This is a genomic window from Thermomonas sp. HDW16, assembly GCF_011302915.1.
Taxonomy (GTDB): domain Bacteria; phylum Pseudomonadota; class Gammaproteobacteria; order Xanthomonadales; family Xanthomonadaceae; genus Thermomonas.
Genome location: NZ_CP049872.1, coordinates 322,167 through 344,975, shown reverse-complemented (window position 1 = coordinate 344,975; position 22,809 = coordinate 322,167). Strand labels below are relative to the sequence as shown.

General features: G+C 66.7%; 17 protein-coding genes, 1 tRNA gene and 1 pseudogene. 10 read left to right on the top strand and 9 right to left on the bottom strand.

Annotation, left to right across the window (positions count from 1 at the left end; genetic code table 11):
- Positions 1-26: 26 nt before the first annotated feature.
- The 5 genes from glyQ (at position 27) to G7079_RS01460 (ending at position 9,465) form a co-directional block, all read left to right on the top strand.
- A complete protein-coding gene (gene glyQ / locus G7079_RS01480) occupies positions 27-950 on the top strand; it encodes a glycine--tRNA ligase subunit alpha (protein ID WP_166054871.1) in 924 nt (307 codons plus the stop codon).
- Positions 947-3,118: a glycine--tRNA ligase subunit beta gene (gene glyS, locus G7079_RS01475; protein WP_166054869.1), complete on the top strand. Its 2,172-nt coding sequence runs from the start codon at positions 947-949 to the stop codon at positions 3,116-3,118. The genes glyQ and glyS overlap by 4 nt, the downstream gene beginning before the upstream one ends.
- 160 nt (positions 3,119-3,278) lie before the next feature.
- Complete coding sequence (locus G7079_RS01470) at positions 3,279-5,132, top strand: autotransporter assembly complex family protein (RefSeq protein ID WP_166054867.1); 1,854 nt, start codon at positions 3,279-3,281, stop codon at positions 5,130-5,132.
- Positions 5,129-9,037, top strand: coding sequence for a translocation/assembly module TamB domain-containing protein (locus G7079_RS01465; protein WP_166054865.1), 3,909 nt, complete (start codon positions 5,129-5,131; stop codon positions 9,035-9,037). The genes G7079_RS01470 and G7079_RS01465 overlap by 4 nt, the downstream gene beginning before the upstream one ends.
- Positions 9,038-9,039: 2 nt before the next feature.
- Entirely contained in the window at positions 9,040-9,465 is a 426-nt protein-coding gene (locus G7079_RS01460; RefSeq protein ID WP_166054863.1) for a pyrimidine dimer DNA glycosylase/endonuclease V, read from the top strand.
- Positions 9,466-9,487: 22 nt separating this feature from the next.
- Here the strand turns inward: G7079_RS01460 and G7079_RS01455 are convergent, their stop codons facing one another.
- The 3 genes from G7079_RS01455 to G7079_RS01445 all read right to left on the bottom strand — a co-directional run bounded on the left by G7079_RS01455 (position 9,488) and on the right by G7079_RS01445 (position 13,762).
- Entirely contained in the window at positions 9,488-10,768 is a 1,281-nt protein-coding gene (locus G7079_RS01455) for a sialidase family protein (RefSeq protein WP_166054861.1), read from the bottom strand.
- Positions 10,769-10,862: 94 nt separating this feature from the next.
- Positions 10,863-12,752, bottom strand: a complete 1,890-nt coding sequence (mnmG, locus tag G7079_RS01450; RefSeq protein ID WP_166054859.1) for a tRNA uridine-5-carboxymethylaminomethyl(34) synthesis enzyme MnmG — start codon at positions 12,750-12,752, stop codon at positions 10,863-10,865.
- A 410-nt stretch (positions 12,753-13,162) separates the two neighbouring features.
- Entirely contained in the window at positions 13,163-13,762 is a 600-nt protein-coding gene (locus G7079_RS01445) for a hypothetical protein (RefSeq protein WP_206203229.1), read from the bottom strand.
- A 120-nt stretch (positions 13,763-13,882) separates the two neighbouring features.
- On the opposite strand from G7079_RS01445, the gene G7079_RS01440 reads away from it, so the two are divergent.
- Together G7079_RS01440 and G7079_RS01435 are read left to right on the top strand one after the other, a co-directional pair.
- The gene (locus G7079_RS01440) at positions 13,883-14,860 is read left to right on the top strand and encodes a pyridoxal-phosphate dependent enzyme (RefSeq protein WP_166054857.1); all 978 of its coding nucleotides are present in this window, start codon (positions 13,883-13,885) and stop codon (positions 14,858-14,860) included.
- An 8-nt stretch (positions 14,861-14,868) separates the two neighbouring features.
- Entirely contained in the window at positions 14,869-15,294 is a 426-nt protein-coding gene (locus G7079_RS01435) for a nuclear transport factor 2 family protein (protein ID WP_166054855.1), read from the top strand.
- A 4-nt stretch (positions 15,295-15,298) separates the two neighbouring features.
- Here G7079_RS01435 and G7079_RS01430 read toward each other — a convergent pair whose 3' ends face one another.
- The 5 genes and pseudogenes from G7079_RS01430 to bioB all read right to left on the bottom strand — a co-directional run.
- Positions 15,299-16,291: a multidrug resistance efflux transporter family protein gene (locus G7079_RS01430; protein ID WP_166054853.1), complete on the bottom strand. Its 993-nt coding sequence runs from the start codon at positions 16,289-16,291 to the stop codon at positions 15,299-15,301.
- Positions 16,288-17,214, bottom strand: a complete 927-nt coding sequence (bioC, locus tag G7079_RS01425) for a malonyl-ACP O-methyltransferase BioC (RefSeq protein WP_166054851.1) — start codon at positions 17,212-17,214, stop codon at positions 16,288-16,290. The genes G7079_RS01430 and bioC overlap by 4 nt, the downstream gene beginning before the upstream one ends.
- Complete coding sequence (bioH, locus tag G7079_RS01420; RefSeq protein WP_166057796.1) at positions 17,211-17,978, bottom strand: pimeloyl-ACP methyl ester esterase BioH; 768 nt, start codon at positions 17,976-17,978, stop codon at positions 17,211-17,213. The genes bioC and bioH overlap by 4 nt, the downstream gene beginning before the upstream one ends.
- 25 nt (positions 17,979-18,003) lie before the next feature.
- The gene (gene bioF / locus G7079_RS01415) at positions 18,004-19,212 is read right to left on the bottom strand and encodes an 8-amino-7-oxononanoate synthase (protein WP_166054849.1); all 1,209 of its coding nucleotides are present in this window, start codon (positions 19,210-19,212) and stop codon (positions 18,004-18,006) included.
- 73 nt (positions 19,213-19,285) lie between these two features.
- Positions 19,286-20,248: pseudogene (gene bioB, locus G7079_RS01410) on the bottom strand (biotin synthase BioB); the annotation flags it as partial.
- On the opposite strand from bioB, the gene G7079_RS01405 reads away from it, so the two are divergent.
- Both G7079_RS01405 and G7079_RS01400 read left to right on the top strand, forming a co-directional pair.
- Positions 20,247-21,023 (top strand): ComF family protein, encoded by a 777-nt coding sequence (locus tag G7079_RS01405; RefSeq protein WP_240906213.1) that lies wholly within the window; start codon positions 20,247-20,249, stop codon positions 21,021-21,023. The pseudogene bioB and the gene G7079_RS01405 overlap by 2 nt on opposite strands.
- 91 nt (positions 21,024-21,114) lie before the next feature.
- On the top strand, positions 21,115-21,678 hold the full coding sequence (locus tag G7079_RS01400) for a DUF308 domain-containing protein (protein ID WP_166057794.1): 564 nt from the start codon (positions 21,115-21,117) through the stop codon (positions 21,676-21,678).
- A 25-nt stretch (positions 21,679-21,703) separates the two neighbouring features.
- Here G7079_RS01400 and ubiA read toward each other — a convergent pair whose 3' ends face one another.
- Positions 21,704-22,618, bottom strand: coding sequence for a 4-hydroxybenzoate octaprenyltransferase (gene ubiA / locus G7079_RS01395; protein ID WP_166054845.1), 915 nt, complete (start codon positions 22,616-22,618; stop codon positions 21,704-21,706).
- Positions 22,619-22,696: 78 nt separating this feature from the next.
- Here ubiA and G7079_RS01390 point away from each other — a divergent pair.
- Positions 22,697-22,773, top strand: a tRNA-Arg gene (locus tag G7079_RS01390).
- The last annotated feature ends 36 nt before the right edge of the window (positions 22,774-22,809 follow it).

Here is a 22,809-nt window from a genome sequence, read left to right as displayed (position 1 = left end):
CGGCCCCGTTGCAAACACGCCCGTCCATGGCCGTTCCGATCACCTTCCAGCAACTCATCACCCGCCTGAATGCCTACTGGGCCGAACAGGGCTGCGTGCTGATCCAGCCGCTCGATCTTGAAGTCGGCGCCGGCACCTTCCATCCGGCCACCTTCCTGCGCGCGCTGGGGCCGGAGCCGTGGAATGCCGCCTACGTGCAGCCCTGCCGCCGGCCGACAGACGGCCGCTATGGCGAAAACCCCAACCGCCTGCAGCGCTACTACCAGTACCAGGTGGCGATGAAGCCCTCGCCGGACAATATCGTCGAGCTGTATTTCGAGTCGCTGAAGGCGCTCGGCATCGACCCGCTGGTGCACGACCTGCGCCTGGTCGAGGACAACTGGGAAAGCCCGACGCTGGGCGCCTGGGGCCTGGGTTGGGAAGTGTGGTTGAACGGCATGGAAGTCACCCAGTTCACCTATTTCCAGCAGGCCGGCGGCCTGGAGTGCAAGCCGGTGCTCGGCGAGATCACCTACGGCCTGGAACGCCTGTGCATGTACCTGCAGAACGTCGACAACGTGTTCGACATCGTGTGGACCTACGGGCCGGACGGCACGCCGGTGACCTACGGCGACGTGTATCACCAGAACGAAGTCGAACAGTCCGCATACAACTTCGAGTACGCCGACGTGGCCGAACTGTTCCATCGCTTCGATGCCTGCGAGCGTGAGGCGTTCAAGTTGATCGAACTCGACCTGCCGCTGCCGGCCTATGACCAGGTGTGCAAGGCATCGCACAGCTTCAACCTGCTGGACGCGCGCCGCGCGATTTCCGTCACCGAACGCCAGCGCTACATCCTGCGCGTGCGCAAGCTCTCGCAAGCGGTGGCCGAAGCCTACTTCGCGCAGCGCGAGAAACTCGGTTTCCCGGCGTTGAAACAACAGGTGGCAACACAGGAGGTGGCGGCATGAGCATGCAACCGCTGCTGATCGAACTCGGTACCGAGGAACTGCCGGTCAAGGCATTGCCCGGTCTGGCCCATGCCTTCTTCGACGGCGTGATCGCGGCGCTGGAAAAGCGCGGCATCACCATCGAACGTGGCCATGCCAAGCCGCTGTACTCGCCACGCCGCATCGCGGTGCTGTTGCCGGGCGTTGCCGTTGAACAACCGGCACAGGCCAGCGAAACGCTGGGCCCGTATCTCAACATCGCGCTGGATGCCGAAGGCAAGCCGACCCGCGCGCTGGAAGGCTTCGCCGCCAAGGCGGGCGTGGAGTGGACGCAGCTGGAGCGCATGTCCGACAACAAGGGCGAACGCTTCGTGCATCGCAGCTCCCGCGCCGGCGTGCGCACCCGCGACCTGCTGCAGGACGTGCTGGACGAGGCGCTGGCCGGCATGCCGATCCCCAAGCCGATGCGCTGGGGCGATCACTCCCATGGCTTCGCCCGTCCGGTGCATTGGCTGGTGGTGTTGTTCGGCGATGAGGTGGTGGAACTGGAAGCATTCGGTATCCGCGCCGGCCGCAACAGCCGCGGCCACCGCTTCATGTATGACAAGCCGGTATGGATCGGTCGCCCCGACGAATACGTGGAGGCCCTGCGCGCCGCGTTCGTGCTGGTGGATGCCGACGCACGTCGCGCGCGCATCATCGCGGAAGTCGAGACCGCAGCGAAGGCCGCAGGCGGCAGCGCGCGCGTCGATGCCGACAACCTGGAGCAGGTGAACTGCCTCAACGAATGGCCGGTGGCGGTGACCTGTTCATTCGAGCGCGAATTCCTCGACGTGCCGCAGGAAGCGCTGGTCGCGACGATGGAGACCAACCAGAAGTTTTTCCCGGTGCTGGACGATGGCGGCAAGCTGACCGAGCACTTCGTCGGCATCGCCAATATCGAATCGAAGGACGCCTCTGAAATCCGCAAGGGTTACGAGCGCGTGATCCGCCCGCGCTTCGCCGATGCCAAGTTCTTCTTCGACGAAGACCTGAAGCAGGGGCTCGAAGCGATGGGCGCCGGGCTTGCCACCGTCACCTATCAGGCCAAGCTGGGCAGCGTGGCCGACAAGGTGCAGCGCGTGGCCGCGTTGGCCGAAGCGATCGCGCCGCAGGTGGGCGTGGATGCCGTACTCGCCAAGCGCGCTGGGCTGCTGGCCAAGAACGACCTGCAAAGCCGGATGGTCAACGAGTTTCCGGAACTGCAGGGCATTGCCGGCCGCTATTACGCGCAGCGCGCGAACGAACCAGCCGAAGTCGCGCTGGCCATCGACGAGGCCTACCAACCGCGCTTCGCCGGCGACGATATCGCGCTGAGTGGCGTGGGCAAGGTGCTGGCGATTGCGGAACGCTTGGACACGCTGGCGGGCGGTTTCGCCGCAGGACTGAAGCCGACCGGCAACAAGGATCCGTTTGCGCTGCGGCGCAATGCGTTGGGGTTGGCGCGGACGATTATCGAGAGCGGCTTTGAATTGGACCTAGATGATTTGATCCGACAAGCGTTCGGTAACGTTTTGAACCGGATCATGCTCATCGAAAGCGAAAAGCGCGAAGAGGTGCGTCAAGCTGCCGATGCTGTAGAGATGACTGCCGAGAACAAATACGCCGGCGAGCTGAGGTCAATCGTTCCACTGGGTTATGACGACGCATATCCGTTCATCCTCGACCGCCTCCGCGGCTACTACGCCGACAAGGGCGTCCCCGCCTCGCATTTCAACGCCGTCGCCGAACTCAAGCCGAAGTCGCTGTACGACTTCGACCGCCGCGTCGACGCCATCGGCACCTTTGCGCAATTGCCGGAAGCCGCGGCGCTGGCGGCGGCCAACAAGCGCATCGGCAATATCCTGAAGAAAGCCGACATCGAAATCCCCGGCATGGAAGACGAACAGCTGCTGCGCGAACCGGCGGAATTCGCCTTGGCCGAAGCGGTGGAAGCGGCCTATGGCGAGACCGGCCACGCGCTGGCGCATGGGGATTACGTGGACGTGCTGGCGCATCTCGCGCGCCTGCGCCCGCAGGTGGATGCGTTCTTCGACAGCGTGATGGTCAACGTGGACGATCCGGCGATCCGCGCCAACCGGCTGGCCCTGCTCAAGCGCCTGTCCGACCGGCTGGGCAGCGTGGCCGCCATCGAGCACCTGTCCGCGTAATGCCGTTTCGTCATCCCGGCGCCGCTTCCAACAACCGGATGGTTGTTCAAGCCGGGATCCCGTCGCTTCAAATGCGGGCGACGGCCTGAATTCCGGCGAAAGCCGGAATGACGGGGTTGAAATTAATCGTTCGTTGACGCCGCATCGGTATCCTGCACCGATGCCGCCATCCTCCTCACGCCTGCTGATCGCCCTCGCCTACTGCGCAGCGGCGCTGCCGGCCTCCGCGATCACCGTGACCCGCGTCGATGTCAGCGGCCTTCCAGATGAATCGATGGCGCAGAACGTGCGTGTTTCGCTGTCGCTCAACGATTCGATGGGCAAGAACCTGTCCGGCCGCCGCCTGGCCTACCTGCTGCGCGAAGCCGAAGCCGAGACCCGCGAGGCGCTGGAACCGTTCGGCTACTACTCGCCCACCATCGTCATCCAGCGCAGCGACCGCAGCGTGCCGGAAGGCGCGGAGACGCAACCCGCCGCGCGCACCGCGACCGCCGATGCCGACAGTGGCGAGGACACGCGCACCCTCACCGTGAGCATCCGCGTGGAGCCCGGCTCGCCGGTGCGCGTGCGCGCATGGAATGTCGGCGTTGAAGGTGAAGCCGGCGAGGATGCCGGCGTGCGCCGCGCGTTGGCCAGTTTCGCGCCGCGCAAGGGTGACGTGCTCGATCACACGTTGTACGAGGCCAGCAAGTCGAAGGTCAGCCGCACGCTGGGCGGGCATGGCTATTTCGATGCCGATTTCACCGCGCACCGGGTCGAAGTCACCCGCGCCGAGAACGCCGCCGACATCGACCTGCGCTGGACCAGCGGCGCACGCTACGCCTTGGGCGATGCCATGTTCTTGCAAACGCCCACGCCCATCATTCGCGATGACCTGCTGCAGAAACTGATTGGCTGGAAGCCAGGCGATGCGTATGACGACCTCGAACTGGAACGCCTGCGTCGCTCGCTGGTGGCGCTGGACTATTTCGGACTTGTCGAGATCCTGCCGCAGCCCGAGAACGCGAAGGACAAGGTCGTGCCCGTGCAGGTCAACCTGACGCCCGCGCCGCGCAGCATCTACAGCGCCGGCGTGAATTACGGCACCCGCAGCGGCGCCGGCTTCAGCCTGGGCATGGAGCGACGCTATCTCAACAGCCGTGGCCACAAGGCGCTGGCGCAGATCGACTACGCCAGCAAACGCAAGACCGCGACCGTGCAGTACCGCGTGCCGGCGTTCGCCTGGTTGGACGGCTGGTACACCGCCAGCCTGCAAGCGGCCGATGAGCAGACCGATTCGCTGGACAACCGCCGGCTGGAATTCGTGGCCAGTCGCAGCGGCCAGTACAACGACCACTTGAACTTGATCGCCTCCGCGCACGTGCTGCGCGAACGCTGGTCCTACTTCACGCCCAACCGGCCGATTACCGACTACCAGTACGCCAGCTTCTATTTTCCCTCGCTGCGTGCCGAATACATCGACGTGGACGATCGCCTGGCCCCACGCCGCGGTTCCGGCGGCACGCTCACCCTGCGCGGCGGCAAGGGCGGCGCGAACGGCCACGCCACGTTCGCCCAGCTGCATGCCACCGCACAGTGGTTCCACGGCTTCGATGCCGACAGCCGGCTGATCGTGCGCGGCGAGGCCGGCCACACCTTCACCGGCGAACTGCTCGACCTGCCACCCAGCCTGCGCTACTACGCCGGCGGCGACCGCAGCATCCGTGGCTACGGCTGGCGCGAAGTCGGTCCGCGCATCGTCAACAGCGTGGGCGAGACCTATGCACTCGGTGCGCCCAACGTGGTGACCGCCAGTGTCGAATACGAACGCTACTTCGCCGGGCCCTGGGGTGCGGCGGTATTCGTGGACAGCGGCAGCGCGTTCAATGGCAAGCGTCCGGACATGCATACCGGCGTCGGCATCGGCCTGCGCTGGCGTTCGCCGGTGGGACCGGTGCGCATCGATATCGCGCGCGGGTTGGATTCGCCGGATTCGCCGTTCACCCTGCACCTCAACATCGGTGCCGACTTGTGACGTTGCGTGCACGCTACCAGCGTTATCGCCGTTACGGCCTGGAGCCGTTGGCGAACGATGCCAGCGACGAACAGCGCGACGAACGCCTGGCCGAAATCGGCCGCCTGCGCCGCAGCCGGCAGCGCAAGATCGCGCGGCGCGGCGCACTGACTACGCTGGCCACGGCTGCCATCGTCGCATTACTGCTCTATTGGCTGCTGATGACGATCGGTGGGCGCGACGTGCTGCTGCGGCAGATCGTGGCGCGGCTGCCCGCCGGCACCGAACTCACCTGGCAATCCGCGGAAGGCCCGGCCGCGGGGCCGATGGTGTTGCATGGCGTGCATTTCTCGATGCCGCGCCAGCGCGATCCCGACTGCGTACCGACATCGACCGCGAGCTGCGCGATGGGTCGCATCATGTTCGATGCGAAGACGGTCACGCTCGATCCCGCCATTCGCCCGTTGCTTGGGCGCACCTTGCGGCTGGATGCACTCGACATCGAAGGCGCGACGCTGAACCTGCCGCGCAGCGACAAACCCTTCGAATTGCCGCGTTGGCCCGATGTGCTGCCGCAGATCGAGCCGCCGCTGGCGCTGCAGGCCGATGCCATCCACATCGATGGTCTGAAAGTGATGCAGGAAGGCGAAGCGTTGATCGATATCCGCCGCGCACGCGGCGGGCTGGATGCCGCGCATGGCGCCTTGCATGTCGAACGACTGGTGGTCGATAGCGACCGCGGACGCTTCGCCGCGCATGGCGATTACATCCCACGCGAAGATTTTCGCAGCGACCTGCTCGTCACCGCCGTGTTGCCCGCGCCGGCCGGACAGACCGCGCCGCGCATCGGCCTGCTCGCACGCGGAAACCTGTCGAACATGGACGTGGCGATCGGCGGTCGCGCGCCCGCGCCTTTGCACGCGACACTCACCCTGCGCGGCAATCAAGATGTCCCGCGCTGGTTGTTGCGCGCCGACAGCGAAGCGCTGGACATCGGCCTGCTGACCGGCAGCGGCGAGGCAACGACCCCGCTCTCCTTCAACCTCAGCGCCGACGGCACCGGCGGCAGCGCGAACCTGCGAGGCAACGTCAAGCAAGGCGGTTTCATCGCCAACCTGCAGCCGTCGAAGCTCAGCCTCGACGACAAGGTGCTGCGTCTGCAGCCGCTGGTGGTGGACGTGTTCGATGGTCGCGTCACTGCCAACGGCACGGCCGACCTGCACGACCCACAGGCGTCATCGCTGAAGTTCGCCATCAACGCGCGTGGCCTGCGCTGGAACAGCGACGACGGCAAGACGATGGTCGGCGGCGATGCGGACTTCGGCATCGCAGGCAAGCCGGAACATTGGGCCGCCGTCGGCAAGGCGACCCTGCACCGCGACAAGGAAACCGCCCATGTCGTGTTCGATGGCATCGGCGATCGCGCGGGTGTCCGTATTCGGAAATTGCAGGCGAGCATGCCGCAGGGCCGGCTGGATGCAACCGGCAACGTGGCGTGGGCACCGACGCTTCAATGGAAGGCGAACGCCACGCTGGCCGGCTTCGACCCGGGCTATTTCCTGCCGGATTGGCCCGGCGCGGTCAACGGCCGCATCGAAAGCGATGGCGGATTGCGCGAAAACGGCACGCTCCTCGCGCATGTCGATGCACGTGACCTTGGCGGCACGCTGCGCGGGCGCGCGCTCGGCGGCCGCGGCACGCTGGATGTGGATGGCGAGCATTACAGCGGCGATGTCGCGCTCTCGCTGGGCGGCAGCCGCATCGACGCGCGCGGCCGTATCGCCGGCAATATCGAGGTCGATGCCAACCTGTCGCCGCTGCAATTGAATGACCTGCTGCCGGATGGCCGCGGCAGCGTGCGCGGCATATTGAAACTGCGCGGCACGCGCAACGCGCCCGATGTCGATGCCGACCTGCGTGGCGAAGGCCTGGCCTTCGGCGATTACCGCGCCGAGCGTTTCATCGCCAAGGGTCGCCTGCCCTGGCGCAATGGCAACGGCGCGCTCGCCATCGACGCGCAGGGGCTGCAACTGGGCCTGCCGCTGTCCGAACTGCGGGCCAACCTGCGCGGTGCAGTGGAGCGGTTGCAGTTCGATGCCGATGCGCGCAGCGATCTCGGCGCACTGGCCTTGCGTGGCAACGCGGACAAGCAGGGCGCGCGCTGGCAGGGTGCGCTGGCCGCGTTGCAATTCGATCCGAGCAAGGGCGCGGCGTGGACTTTGCAACAACCGACACGCTGGTCGTGGGATGGCGGCAGCGGTGCGTTGTCGCGCGCCTGCCTGCAGTCGAACGCCGGCGGCACCCTGTGCGCGGATGCGGATTGGCCGCGTCGCGGCTTGAACCTGCAAGGCGAGCAGCTGCCGCTGGCACTGTTGGTGCCCTACCTGCCGGAACGCGAGGATGGCCGGCCGTGGCTGTTGAATGGCGACGTCAACCTTGATGCGCGCATCGCGCCCGCCGGCAACGCCTGGCGCGGCACCGCATCCATCACCTCCGCCAGCGGCGGCCTGCGCAACAGCGCGCGCGCGCGCCGCGACCTCATCGGCTATCGCGACCTCAAGCTGGATGCCACGTTCGATCCGCAACGCATCGGCGCCACCCTGGGCGCGGTGTTCAACGACGACGGCCGCATCGATGCGCGCATTGCCACCGGTTGGGACGATTACGCGCCGTTGTCCGGCGAAGTGAAGGTCAACACCGACGAACTCACCTGGATGGAATTGTTCTCGCCGGACATCGTCGAGCCCACCGGCAAGCTGGATGCCGACCTGCGCCTTGCCGGCACCCGTGCTGCGCCGATCATCGGCGGCGAAGGCCATCTGCAGGACTTCGCGACGGAACTGCCTTCGCTTGGCATCGCCCTTCGCGAAGGAGATCTGCGCATGCAGGCGCAGGCGGACGGCAATGCGCGGATCGTTGGCCGCGTGCGTTCCGGCGATGGCGTGCTCGATGTCGATGGCACGCTGGGTTGGCGAAACCAGGACACGCCGCTGGTGTTGAACCTGCGCGGCACCAACGTGCTGATCGCGGAAACCCGACAACTGCGCGCGGTGGCGAATCCGGACGTGGTGGTGCGCTATCGCGCCGGCCAGCCCCTGCAGGTGACTGGCACGGTGACCGTACCGGAGGCCGACATCAACCTGGAACGCCTCGACGAAGGCGTATCGGCATCCAGCGATGTGGTGGTGCTGGATCCGGTCGATCCCAAGCGCAGCACGCCGAACACGCTGGACCTGGATCTCGCCCTGGTGATGGGCAAGGACGTCGCCATCAAGGGCTTCGGCTTGACCGGCACGCTGGGCGGCAGCCTGCGCGTGCGCGCCGCGCCCGGCCGCGAGATGCGCGGCACCGGCGCGCTCGAAGTCGGCGGCCGTTACACCGCCTACGGGCAGCGCCTGCAGATCACCCGCGGCCGCCTGCTGTGGTCGAACACGCTGGTGGGCGATCCCGTGCTGGACATCCGCGCCGAACGCGAAGTCGGCGACGTCACCGCCGGCATCCGCGTCGAAGGCCGCGCCTCCGCGCCGCGTGCAACGGTCTATTCCGATCCGGCCAAGAGCGATTCAGAAGCGCTGGCCTACCTGACCCTGGGCCGCCCGCTTTCGAGCCTGACCGGCGACGAAGCGCGCCAACTCGGCGCGGCGAAATCCGCGCTCAACGCGGGCACCGGTTTGCTGGCCGCCGAACTCGGTTCGCGCATCGGCCTGGACGATGCCGGCGTGACCGAATCGCGCGCACTCGGCAGCGACGTGCTCAGCGTCGGCAAGTACCTGTCGCCAAAGCTGTACGTCGGCTATGGCGTGTCACTGCTCGGCACCGGCCAGGTGCTGATGCTCAAGTACCTGCTGCGCAAGGGCTTCGACATCCAGGTCGAATCCAGCACGGTGGAGAATCGCGCCTCGGTCAACTGGCGCAAGGAGAAATAGCGATGCGCTTGTGGTCGTTGCACCCGCGTCATCTTGATCCACAAGGACTGGTCGCGCTGTGGCGCGAAGGCCTGCTGGCACGCGCGGTGTTGCACGAGCAGACCCGCGGCTATCGCAATCATCCGCAACTGGATCGCTTCAAGGCGCATCCGCAGCCGAAGCGCGCGATCAATGCCTACCTCTCGGTGGTGCAGGAAGAAGCAACGGCGCGCGGTTACAACTTCGACCGCAGCAAACTTGGAAGCATCCACGCCGTGGAAGCCATCGCCGTCGAACGCGGGCAGCTAGAGCACGAACGTGCGCACCTGCTCGCCAAACTTGCCGTGCGCAATCCATCGCTGCACGCGCAATGGTGCGATGCCGTTTTCGACGTGCACCCGTTGTTCGAAACAGTCGAAGGCGGCATCGCCACGTGGGAACGCGCCTGATCTTGCAGGCGGTGCGCCGCGATCAACGCGCGATCAATGCGCCCTTCAAATGCGCGACGCCATCGAGGCTGTCGGTCCACGCCAGCCAGGCGCCCATCGCATTCGCCACCAGCTTGGGCGAACCGCTGGCATGGCCGCGCGCATCCAGCTTCGCCACCGTCATCCGCTGCAGTTCGCGCGACAGGTCGGGCGTGTAACGGGCCAGCATCAGCGCTTGTCCGTTCGCGTCCTCGCGCAGCCAGCTGACCCAGACTTGCTGCGCATCGCGCGCCACATCGACCCGGCCCAACACCGTCGCGCCCTTGTCCACGATCAGCGGCGCGGCGAACGTGTCGCCCGCATCCGCGCTGCGCGCGAGGCGCACGGCCGCTTCGCCGCCGGCCTCGCTGTACCAGGCCACCACCGCATCGTTGCCTTGCGCGGTCACGGCCGGGCCGTTGACCGGGCAGCCCTCGATCTTCCAGCCGTCGGCGTGCACCGGCTTCGACGCGCTCCAACGCCCGTTTTCGAAACGCAGTGCCGCGATATCGCGGATGTCGTCGTCGCTGCGGTCGCGATAGACCAGCAGCGGCCCTTTCGTCGTCTGCGCCACGTCGGTCTGGCAGCAATCGCAGGCGCGTGCATCCAGCACCGCGTCCATTCCGTGGTTCAAGCTCATGTCGAATGCGTTGGCGCGCAGTTGCGTGGCGCCACCGCCGTGTTGCGCCTCGTCTTTTCCATCGCGGCCCTGCGCCGCAACCTGCGTGCGCCCATCCAGCCAGGCGATACCGAGCCGATCCGTGCCCGCCGCCCACAAGGCGGCAAACCCGTGTTCGGCATCGAGGCCATCATCGTTGACGTGGGTGAGTTGCTCCCAGCGCATGCCGCCATCGCGTGAGCGCGCGAGTACCGTGTCGTAACCGCTGGGGCTGGCCGGGTTGCCCTGAAGCCACTGCATCCACAATGCACCGTCCGGCGTGGCCAGCATGTGCGGGGTGTCCGCCCAACTGGCGATCAACGAACGCCCCACCGCAACTGTTCGCGGCTGGCTCTGCCAACCGCCTTCCTCGGTATAGGTGGAGAACTGCAACGCATTGCGACGACCTTGCTGGCGGTTGATCCAGCTCAACAGCAGGCGCCCGTCCGGCGCGACGTTCAAGTCGGGCGCCATCGACCCGATCTCGGCGGGCAGCGGCCATGTCTGCACGCGGTAGTCGCCGTTCGGATTCGCCGTTGGAGCCGGCGCGTCGCGCTTGCAGGCGGCCAATGTGGACAGGACGAGGACGATGGCGAAGGCGGTGCGCGCTTTGATCGGCGTGTTCATGCGCGAAGGATACGCTTGTGCTTCGGTCGAAGCGGTACGCTTTGCGGCGATTCGCTTCGGGCCGCGAATCGCTGCGGCTACATGGCCGCGTGCGTCATGCCGCGCGTTCGCGGCGCTGGCGTTCCAGGTGCACCAGCAACAGGGAAATCGCCGCCGGGGTCATGCCGGGAATGCGCTGCGCCTGGCCCACGGTCTGCGGGCGCACGCGCTGCAGTTTCTGCAACACTTCCGCCGACAGCCCGCGCACGCCCGCATAGTCGAAGCCTTCAGGAATCGCGGTGGCTTCATTGCACTGCTGGCGGGCGATCTCCTCGCGTTGGCGACCCAGGTAACCGGCGTACTTGGTTTCGATCTCCACCTGCTCGGCGACCTTGGCGTCGTCCACGCCTGGGCCGAGTGCCGGCACTTTCATCAGCGTGGCGTAGTCCAGTTCCGGGCGGCGCAGCAGGTCGATGGCATTCGCCTCGCGCGTGATTTCAACGCCGATGCATGTGGCCAGCGATGCGCCCAGCGCATTGTTCGGTGCCGCCCACAGCGCAGACAGGCGTGCGGTTTCGGCGGCCACGGTCTCGCGCTTGCGCGCGAATGTGTACCAGCGCGCGTCATCGACCAGTTGCAGTTCCCGACCAACCGGCGTGAGCCGCGCATCGGCGTTGTCCTCGCGCAATTGCAGCCGGTATTCGGCGCGACTGGTGAACATGCGGTAGGGCTCGCTGGTGCCCTGGGTGATCAGGTCGTCGACCAGCACACCGAGATATGCCTCGTCGCGGCGCGGGCTCCACGGATCATTTTCCTGCACGAAGCGCGCGGCGTTGACGCCAGCCAGCAGGCCTTGCGCGGCGGCTTCCTCGTAGCCGGTGGTGCCGTTGATCTGCCCGGCGAAGAACAAGCCGGCAACTGCTTTTGTTTCCAGTGAGTTCTTCAGGCCGCGCGGATCGAAGAAGTCGTATTCAATGGCGTAGCCGGGGCGGGTGATATGCGCGTGCTCGAAACCGGTGATGCTGCGCACCACCTCCAGCTGCACATCGAACGGCAGCGAGGTGCTGATCCCGTTCGGATAGGTCTCGGTGACCGTAAGGCCTTCGGGTTCCACGAAGATCTGGTGCGATGCCTTTTCGGCGAAACGCACCACCTTGTCCTCGATGCTCGGGCAATAGCGTGGGCCGATGCCCTCGATCTGCCCGGAATACAGCGGGCTGCGATGCAGGGCGTCGCGGATGATTTGGTGGGTGCGCTCGGTGGTGTGGGTGATCCAGCAACTCACTTGCGCCGGGTGGTCGGCATCGCTGCCCATGAACGACATCACCGGGCGCGGAGCGTCGCCAGGCTGTTCGTCCATCTTCGAATAATCCAGCGTGCGGCCGTCGATGCGCGGTGGCGTGCCGGTCTTCAGGCGATCCACCACGAAGCGTCCCTCGCGCAGCTTGTGGGCCAACGCGGTCGAAGGCGGATCACCCATGCGACCGGCGGCGTACTGGGTTTCGCCGATATGGATCTTGCCGGCCAGGAAGGTGCCGGCGGTCAGCACGATGGCGGGCGCGGTGAAGCGCAGGCCGGTGTTGGTGATCGCGCCACGGACATGTTCGTTCTCGATGATCAGGTCATCGACCGCCGCCTGGAACACGGTCAGATTGGGCTGGTGCTCCACCGCGTTGCGGATGAAGGCGCGATACAGCGAACGATCCGCCTGGCAGCGCGTTGCGCGCACGGCGGGCCCCTTGCTGGCATTCAAGGTGCGCCACTGGATACCGGCCGCATCCGCGGCCTTCGCCATGATGCCGCCGAGCGCATCGATCTCCTTGACCAGATGGCCCTTGCCGATGCCGCCGATCGCCGGGTTGCAGCTCATCGCACCGATGGTGTCGATACTGTGGCTGAGCAGCAGCGTGCGTGCGCCAGCGCGCGCGGAAGCAAGTGCGGCTTCGGTGCCGGCATGGCCGCCGCCGATGACGATGACGTCGAACGTGTAGAAGGAATCGCTCATGGCATGCTCATTTTAGTCCCGACGCCACGCAGTCCGTTCATGAACGAACCAAAAGGTTGGCACGGTTCCTGCGTTACCCCCTACCAGCACTCGATGTGGCAGCGCGCAAGCGCCTTGACCGGACTGAACAGGGGCCGGTACCGCGCACGTCGAGGATGCTCGAGGGCCGAATGTCGGGGGACATTCGGCCCTCATTTTTTATTCCGGGGTGCGTTTCGGGTTTCGACAGCCCGCGCGTTGCGCAATGGCTGGAAATAAGGCGCCGGCGACCGCAGGGTTGACGGAACAGGGGGATCCGGAGGTCCCTACAAGTCGCCGGCTAGTGAAAAGCTTACGCTCTTCAAAGGCCGATGTGACGTGCTTGGTCACGTGCTGGCCGACAAGCGGTCACTATGTGACCATGGTCACATTCACTCGTCGGCGACAGACGAAACCTTCGCATTGCGGATCACCCGGCCCATTCGCGAACCGCCCTCGCTGCTGCGCATCCGCGGCATGACGGGGGCACTCGGGCGTTGCGCGCGCTGCGGCATGGGGCTCATCGGCATCGATGATGGCTGCTGCTGGCGGCGAACGCGTAGCCGTGGGTCGTCGCGGTCGGGGCCAACGCGTTCGTCCGGCGGAACCAGACCACCGATATTGCGCCACGGCGGCTTGCGGTCGTTGCGGTCGCCATCGCGATCATGGCCGTGATCATTGTCGCCATGACCATGCGGCGGACGCGGCCGATACCAGTGCGGATACCCGCCATAGGGGTAGTTCCAATAACCACCACCGTAATAGCCACCGTAACCGCCATAGCCGTACGGATAACCGAACCCGACGCCGCCATACAGGCCGTTGCCGTAGTAACCGCCATAGCCACCGTACACGGATGGCCCGTAATAGCGGTATTCGACGCGCGGCTGGCCGTAGTAGTAATCGCCATTGCCGCCGCGATAGGCGTAATCAGTGGCGCAGCCGGCCAGCGCGGTGGCGGCCAACGCAGAAAGCAGGATGTTGCGGAACATGGCGTGATTCCCCCCATTGATACCCGTGCAGCATCAGCCCGGCGCATTGAATCCGTGCTTAATCCATGCAAGATCCTGCGCGGCATGCTTAACCGTTCATGGCCGCGCTAGCATGCCGAGATGACCACCTTGATCCCGACGCCCACTTTCGACGACGTCCTGGCCGCCGCCGCGCGCATCGCCCCGTACGCGCATGCCACGCCGGTACTGCGCTCGCGCGCGCTGGATGCCGAATCCGGTGCTTCGTTGGCCTTCAAGGCCGAACACCTGCAACGCATCGGCGCCTTCAAGTTCCGCGGTGCCTGCAACGCGGTGTGGTCGCTGGATGATGCGACTGCCGCGCGTGGCGTGGTCACCCATTCCTCCGGCAACCATGGCGCAGCCTTGGCGCTGGCTGCACTGGGTCGCGACATCCCCTGCCACGTGGTGGTACCGGAAGGTGCGGTGCGTGCCAAGTTGGCGGCGATCGAACACTACGGCGCGATCCTGCATCGCTGCGCGCCCACCATCGCCGCGCGCGAGGCGATGTGCGCACAGGTGCAGGCCGACACCGGCGCCAGCGCGATCCACCCGTACACCGACCCTCGGGTGATCGCCGGCCAAGGCACCGCCGCGCTGGAACTACTGACCGCGCATCCCGACCTCGACGCGCTGGTGGTGCCGCTGGGCGGTGGCGGGCTGGCCGCTGGCACCGCACTGGTGGTGCGCGCATTGGCACCACGCTGCAAGCTCTATCTCGCCGAACCGGAGGGTGCCGCCGACGGTGCGCGTTCATTCGCCAGCGGCGTACTGGATCATGACTTCGTGCCCGAAACCGTTTGCGACGGCCTGCGCGGCACCTTGGGCGCGCTCAATTTCGAGATCTTGCGCGGCAACGCGCAGGTACTGACCGCGGACGACGCGCAGACGGTGGCCGCGATGCGCCTGTTGTGGACGCGCACCAAGCAGCTGGTGGAGCCCTCGTCGGCGATCGCGCTGGCCGCCGTGCGCGCACATCGCTCACACTTCCAGAACCGCAAGATCGGCATCCTCCTTTCAGGCGGCAACGTCGACCTGGACGCGCTGCCCACCCTGTTCGCACTCGCCCCCGGAGCCTGATCCCCCACATGAAAATCGACGGCACCCGCGCGCACGACCGCACCACCGAACTGGTGCTGGCCTACTACGCCGCATTCAATCGCAGTGACTGGCCGGCGATGCAGGCGCTGCTGGCCGATGATGTGATCCACGACCTCAACCAGGGCCCGCGCGAAACCGGCAAGGCCGCGTTCGCCGCGTTCCAACAACGGATGGCACGCAGCTATCGCGAGCAGCTGCGCGACGTGGTGGTGTTGGCCTCGCCCGATGGCACCCGCGCCGCCGCCGAGTATGTGGTGCACGGCGAATACCTGGTGGCCGACGAAGGCCTGCCGCCTGCGCACGGACAAACCTACGTGCTGCCTGGCGGCGCATTCTTCGACATCCGCGACGGACTGATCGCGCGCGTCACCAACTACTACAACCTCGAGGATTGGCTGGCGCAGGTGCGCTGAGCGCTCAGCCGCCGCGCTCACTGCGCAAGGCCTGCACGTCGCGCGGCTCGCGGGCACCGTCGCGGGCCACGATCCACGCGAACAGGACGATGCCGGCCACGATCAGCAGCGCGCCGCACAACGCCTGCCCGCGCGGCCACGCCTCGCCCAGGAAGGCCACGCCCAGCAACACCGCGAACAGCACCTCGGCGGCCTGCATCGCTTCGGCTGCGCCCAGCGCGGTGGCGTTGTCGCGCACCATGCCGGTGGCCTGGAAGAACAGGATGGTGGCGATCACGCCTGCACTCAGCGCCACCCCGGCAGTCAGCCACAGCTGGCCGGTCGAGGGTGGCCCGGCCTGCGTCCAGGCGAACACCGCCAACGCGATCCACGCCGGCTGGCTGGCCAGGGTCAGGCCAAACACGCGCTGGGAGGCGTTGAGTTCGATGCCGCTGCGTTCCAGGTGCAACAGCAGACCGCGATTGCCCAACGGATAGGCGAACGCACTGGCAACCACGCACAACAGCGCAATCCAGCCCGTCGCGTCGAGCGCGCCGTGCGCATGCCCCAGCTGCATCAGCAGCACCCCGGCCACGATCAGCACGCCCACAGCCAATGCCGCACGCGGAATCCGCGCACGCGCATCGCGATACAGCAACGGTGCGCACACCATGCCGGCCACCACCGTGGTCTGGAAGCTGGCGGCGACCAGCCACGAGGGCCCGCTGGCCGCCGCATAGCTCAGCAACACGTAGAACAACACAAAGCCAATGCCGCTCCACAACAGCCACGCGCCTGGCGCGGCACGAATCGCCTTGACCACCGGCGACACGCCGCCTTGCCACGGCATCAACGGCAACAGCAACGGCAGGGTGAACAGGTAACGCAGTGCCGCCGTCCACGCCCAGTGCCCACCTTCGACCGCCGCGGCGCGGTTGAGCACATAGGTCGTGGTGAAAAACAGCGCCGACAGCAGCGCGATGCCGACCGCCAGCAACGCGCGGCGCGGCGGGCTCATGCGCGCCGCCGGATCGGGATGCGCGACAGCGGTACGGCGGTCACGTCGACGCCCCCTTCGCGGATCGGCGTGCCGGCCCGGGGCGCCCACGCCATCGCGCTGACGGTTTCCCAGGTGGCCGGCAGGCCACGCACCGTGCGATGCGCCTCGTAGGCGTGCGCGGCGGCGGCGAAACGCGCGCGCCCGGTCAAGGTGTGCCGGCGCGACGCCAGTGCGTTGGTGGCACCGATGTCGCGCAATTCGCGCATCAACGCCGGCAGGTCCGGGTAATGCGTGATGTCTTCCTCGCGATCCAACACCGGCTGGTGGAAACCAGCACGCACCAACGCATCGCCCAGCCCGGCGATATCCACGAACGGACTGACGTGCGGGGCGTCATCGGCGTGGGCGAATGCATCGCGCAATTCCCACAGCGTTTCCGGGCCGAAGGTGGAGACCAGCAGCAGGCCATCGGGCTTCAGCACGCGACGGAATCCGGCGAACACGGCCTCCAGGTCTTCCACCCACTGCAGGCACAGGTTGGAGAACAGCACGTCGATCGACGCGTCCGCCAGCGGCAGCGCGCGCGCATCCGCGCAGACCTGCTGCGGCACCCGCGCGAACGGATTGGACACGCGTTGCGCGATCGAACGCGTCGACGCCGCACGCGCCTGCCGCAACATCGGCAGTGCCAGGTCCATCGAGACGAGCTGCGCCTTCGGCCAGCGCTGCTGCATGGCGCGGCTGGCGCGGCCGGTGCCGCAGCCCAGGTCCAGCACTCGCTGCGGCGGTGCGCGCTCGAGCGCGGGATCGTCCAGGTAGTCCAGCGATTCCAGCAACCGCGCTTCCACCGCATGCTGCAACTGCGCGGCGGCGTCGTAACTGGTGGAGGCGCGCGAAAACGCACGGCGCACCTGCCTGGCATCGAACAAGGGCGCGCTCATGCACCTTGCTCCGCCAGGAATCCCAACAGCGCTTCCGCCACGTCATCGGCATGGGTCAAGAATGGCGCGTGCCCGGCATGCTCGATCTGCACGAAACCGGCATCCGTGGCCATGCGCGCGGCTTCGCGCATCGCCAGCGGGTTCACCAATCGATCGCGGCGACCGGCAATCCACAGGCTGGGCACGCGCATGCCGGACAACGCGTCGCGCAGGTCACTGTCTTCCAGCGTGTGCAAGCCTTCGGCCAGCACATGCGGGGCCGGCTCGCCGCGCGCCAATACCGCATCGCGCAGGATGTGCAGTTCCTCGCGCATACGATCGGAACCGAACGCCTCCAGCGCGATGAAGCGGTCGATGGTGCCGCGCCAGTCGTCGCGCAGGCCGGTGGCGAAGCCCTCGAACACCTGTTTCGGCATGCCTTGTGGCCAGTCGTCCGCCACGACGAATTTCGGCGTGGCGCAGAGCATCGCCAACGCGGGGATTCGTTGCGGCTGTTTCGATGCCGCATGCAGCGCGATCGAGCCACCCAGCGACCAACCGCACCACGGCGCGTCGGGCACGGCATCGAGCACGGCCCGCGCACAGGCCTCCAGTTCCAGCGGTACGCCGCAGTCGCGGTTGTGGCCGTGGCCCGGCAGATCGACCACGTGCAGCGTGCGCCGTTCGCGCAACGCATCAGCCAGCGGCGCGAAGATGCCGCCGTGCATCGCCCAACCGTGCAGCAGCACCAGCGGCGGGCCGCTGCCGATGACCTCCACGCGCAACCGTGCGCAACCGTTGCTGGCCGGATCAGGCATGCGCATGCGCCTTGCCATAACCCAACGCCACCGCATCGCGCGCCCAGGCCAGCGCGTCCAGCAAGGCATCAACCTCGGCATCGCCGTGCAGCGCACTGAACGTGATGCGCAGGCGCGCCTGTCCTTCCGGCACGGTGGGTGGGCGGATCGGCGCCACCCAGCAACCTTCTTCCTCCAGCGCCGCCGCCATCGCCAATGCATCGGCATCGGCGCCGCACAGCAGCGGCTGGATCGGCGTGTCGGAGGGCAACAATTCGAATCCGTGCCTACGCGCACCGCTACGGAAGCGTGCGATCGCCGCTTGCAGCTTCTCGCGTCGCCACTGTTCGCGTCGCGCTAGTTTCACCGCCGCCAGCGAGGCGGCGGCCTGCGCCGGCGGCAGCGCGGTGGTGTAGATGTATGGCCGCGCGGTTTCGGCCAGATGACGGATCAATTCGGCATCGCCAGCCACCACTGCGCCGTAACTGCCCAGCGCCTTGCCCAGCGTCACCAACTGCAGCGGCACCGCATCCACGCCCAGCCGTGCCTCCGCCACGCTGCCGCGGCCGTCCGGCCCCAGCACGCCCACGCCGTGCGCATCATCCACGTACAGCAACGCGCGCTGCACCTTCGACACCAACGCCAGCAACTTCAGCGGAGCGGCATCGCCATCCATGCTGAACACGCCATCGGTGGCAAGCATGGCCGCGCCATCGGGATTCGCACGCAGCTGACGCAGCGCGGCCTCGGCATCGACATGTGGATAGCGGCGCAAGCCGCAGCCGGCCAGCTGCGCGGCGTCGAGCAGGCTGGCGTGGTTGAGCTTGTCCTGCACGCACACGTCGCCGCGGCCCAGCAACGCCTGCATCACCGCCAGGTTGGCCAGGTAGCCGCTGCCGAACAGCAGCGCCGCCGGCACGCCCAGCCAATCGGCGATTTCGCGCTCTAGCGCATCGTGCACGGCGTGGTGGCCGCACACTAGGTGCGAGGCCACGCCGCCCGCGCCGCTGCGCGAAGCACCGTCTTCCAGCGCAGCGACTACCGCGAACTGCTGCGACAGCCCCAGGTAATCGTTGCTGCAATAACCGGTCAGCCAACGGCCGTCGACTTCGCAGCGCACGCCGTCGCGACGGGTCACGTTGCGGCGCACGCGCACACGATCGGCGGCGACGCGCTGCATGCGGGCATCGGCGATGCGCCGATGCAGTGACAGCCGGGCCACCTCAGGCCGCTTCGGTGATGCCGGCGTGCACCGTAGTCGTGCAGGCGTCGATGCTGTCGTCCTTCGCCGTTTCCACCTGCATCGGACGCAGGCCAAGACGCGCGAACAGCGCCATGTCGCGCTCCGTATCGGGGTTGCCGGTGGTCAGCAGTTTTTCACCGTAGAAGATCGAGTTGGCACCCGCGGCGAAGCACAGCGCCTGCAGTTCATCGCTCATGGTTTCGCGACCGGCGGACAGGCGCACCATCGAGGCCGGCATCAGGATCCGCGCCACGGCAACGCTGCGCACGAACTCGAACGGATCCAGTTCGGTGGTGCCGTGCAGCGGCGTGCCTTCGACCTGCACCAGGCGATTGATCGGCACCGAATCCGGATGCGCGGGCAGGTTGGCCAACGTCTGCAGCAGGCCGGCGCGCTGGCGGCGCGATTCGCCCATGCCGACGATGCCGCCGCAGCAGGTTTTCATGCCGGCATCGCGCACATGGCTCAGGGTGTCGAAGCGGTCCTGCATCTCGCGGGTGTGGATGATGTCGCCGTAGAACTCGGGATCGGTATCGATATTGTGGTTGTAGTAGTCCAGGCCAGCGTCCTTCAGTGCCTGCGCCTGGTCGCCGGACAACATGCCCAGCGTCGCGCAGGTCTCAAGGCCGAGCGCCTTCACCTCGCGGATCATCGCGGCGACCTTCGGCACGTCGCGATCCTTCGGCGAGCGCCAGGCCGCGCCCATGCAGAAGCGCGACGCACCGGCGGCCTTGGCCTGCTTCGCCTTCTCGACCACGGATTCGGTGGACATCAATTTCGTGGCGTCGACACCCGTGTGGTAACGCGCGGCCTGCGGGCAGTAACCGCAGTCTTCCGGACAGCCGCCGGTCTTCACCGACAGCAGGGTGCTGACCTGCACTTCGGCCGGATCGAAATGCAGCCGGTGCGCACTGCCGGCGCGATGCAGCAGTTCAGTGAGCGGCAAGTCGAACAGGGCTTCGACTTCGGCGCGCGCCCAGTCGTGGCGGATGGGGAATTCGGTGATGGCAGGCATGGGAGTTCCCCGACAGACGTACGGCGATGAGGCCGGCAGTCTGGAATGCATGGCCGGCACCGTCAACCAATCTCTCCCCGGAAAAGTTGACGGTCGCCTGGCCGCCCCGCTGTCATGGCTGTTCCCGCTGTGTTGCCTGGTCTGTGGCGAACGTGGCGCGCGGGGTCGCGACCTGTGCGATGCCTGCCATACCGCCCTGCCCTGGCAAGGGCCGGCCTGCCGGCACTGCGCGCTGCCGCTCCCGCAGGCGGGTATCTGCGGGCACTGCCTGCAGCATCCCAGTCCGCTGGAGGAGGTGCATGCGGCGTTCGACTACGCCTTCCCGCTGGATCGCCTGCTGCCACGCTTGAAGTTCCATGGCGATTTCGCCGTCGGACGGGTGCTGGCGCACTGCATGGTCGAACGTCAGTCCACCTTGCCGCGTCCGGATGCGGTGGTGCCGGTGCCGTTGCATCGTGCCCGCCTGCGTCAACGCGGCTACGACCAGGCGCTGGAACTGGCGCGTCCGCTGGCGCATGCCTTGCGGTTGCCGCTGCTGCACAACGGTCTGCAACGAACCAAAGCCACCACCGCGCAGTCGCGGCTGGATGCCGAAACACGCCAGCACAACCTGCATCGCGCCTTTCGGGTGACGACTCATGCCGAATTGCCGGCTCATCTCGTGCTGGTCGACGACGTGATGACCACCGGCGCCACCTTGCGGGCCGCCGCTGCCGCCCTGCGCCAAGCCGGGGTGCAGCGGGTGACCGCCTGGGTCTGCGCACGGGTGGCGTGACGCCATGCTGCGGCGCAAAACGCATTTACGATGCCTTGGGGGGGACGCTTGTTCGTTCGTTCAACGAGTAACTAGCCTAGGGGAAATCCTAATGAGTGCATCGGTCGACACCTCTGCTACACCCATTCTGTCCGCCATCGGCCGCAGCTGGTGGGTTCTGTTGTTGTTCGGCCTCGCCGCTATTGTGTTCGGTGCCTTGGCCATCGGCCGCCCGGTTGCAGCCGCGGTCGCGCTGGCTTGGACCGCCGGCATCATGGCCTTGGTGGAAGGCCTGATCAGCCTGTTTGCCTTGTTCGACAAGAACACCGGCATCTCCAAGGGCTGGCTTGCGTTCTATGCCTTCGCCTCGCTGCTGTTTGCATACATGGCGATCACGAATCCAGCGTCGATGGCCGGCGCGATGGTACTGGTACTGGCAGCCTGGCTGATCGTTGCCGGCATCTTCCGCATCGTCTTCGCGATCCGCGTGCGCAAGGTGATCGAGGGCGAGTGGCTACTCATCGTCAGCGGCATATTGGCAATCATTCTGGGCGTGCTGTTCGCCATGAATCCGCTCGCCGGCATGATCACCTCCACGCTTTGGATCGGCGTCTGTGCCCTGATCTACGGCGGCTTCCAGGTGTTCGCCGCATTCAAGTTGCGCAAGCTTGCCTAGTCTTCGTCCGGCCTGCGTGCGCCGTTCATCGCGGCGCGCGCAACGCCAGATCCAAGGCGATGCCGGCGAAGATACTCATTCCCACCCAGTTGTTGTGCAGGAAGGCGCGGAAGCAGGCCGCGCTATCGCGCGCACGCGCGATGGCGAATTCGAACACCACTAGAATCGCGGCCACACCCAACCCGAACCAATAATACAAACCAAGACCCGCCTCGCGTCCCACCAGCAGCAAGGCAAAGAACATGCAGGCGTACAAGACGCCTTGTGCAACCAGATCCATTTCGCCGAACAGGATCGCGGTGGACTTGGCGCCCATGCGGATGTCGTCGTCGCGATCCACCATCGCATACCAGGTGTCGTAGGCGGCGGCCCAGAAGATATTGGCCAAGTACAGCACCCAGGCGATCGGTGGCACACCGCCGGTGAGCGCAGCGAAGCCCATCGGGATGCCCCAGCCGAAGGCCATGCCCAGGTACACCTGCGGCAGGTAGGTATAGCGCTTCAGGTACGGATAGCTGGCGGCCAACAGCATGCCGATCACGCTCATGTAGATAGTTAGCCGGTTCATCGTCAGCACCAGCGCGAACGCCACCAGCATCAGCACGGCGAACACCAGCAGCGCCTCGCGGCCGGACACCGCGCCGGTGGCGAGCGGGCGCTGCTTGGTACGTTCCACGCTGCCGTCCAGCCAGCGGTCGGCGTAGTCGTTGATCACGCAGCCGGCGGAACGGGTCAACCATACGCCCAGAGTGAACACGATCAGCGGCCACACCGGCGGCACGCCCTTGGCGGCCAGCCACAGCCCCCACCAGGTGGGCCACAACAGCAGCAGCCAGCCGATCGGGCGGTCGCCGCGCACGAGCTTCCAGTATTGGCGCAGGCGTTCGCGCCAACGCGGCTCGGGCGTGGGGATGGGCTGGAAATCGCGTTCGTAAGCCATGTGCCTAGCCTAGCAGCGGCGCGGTAACGGACAATCGTGCGAGAATGCGCCTCCGCGATGCAGCCCATCGCGCGGCACGCGCCCGTAGCTCAGCCGGATAGAGTAGTGGCTTCCGAAGCCATTGGTCGGGGGTTCGAATCCCTCCGGGCGCGCCATCTTCGAGTAGTGTCCCGATCAAAAGAAACGGCCCG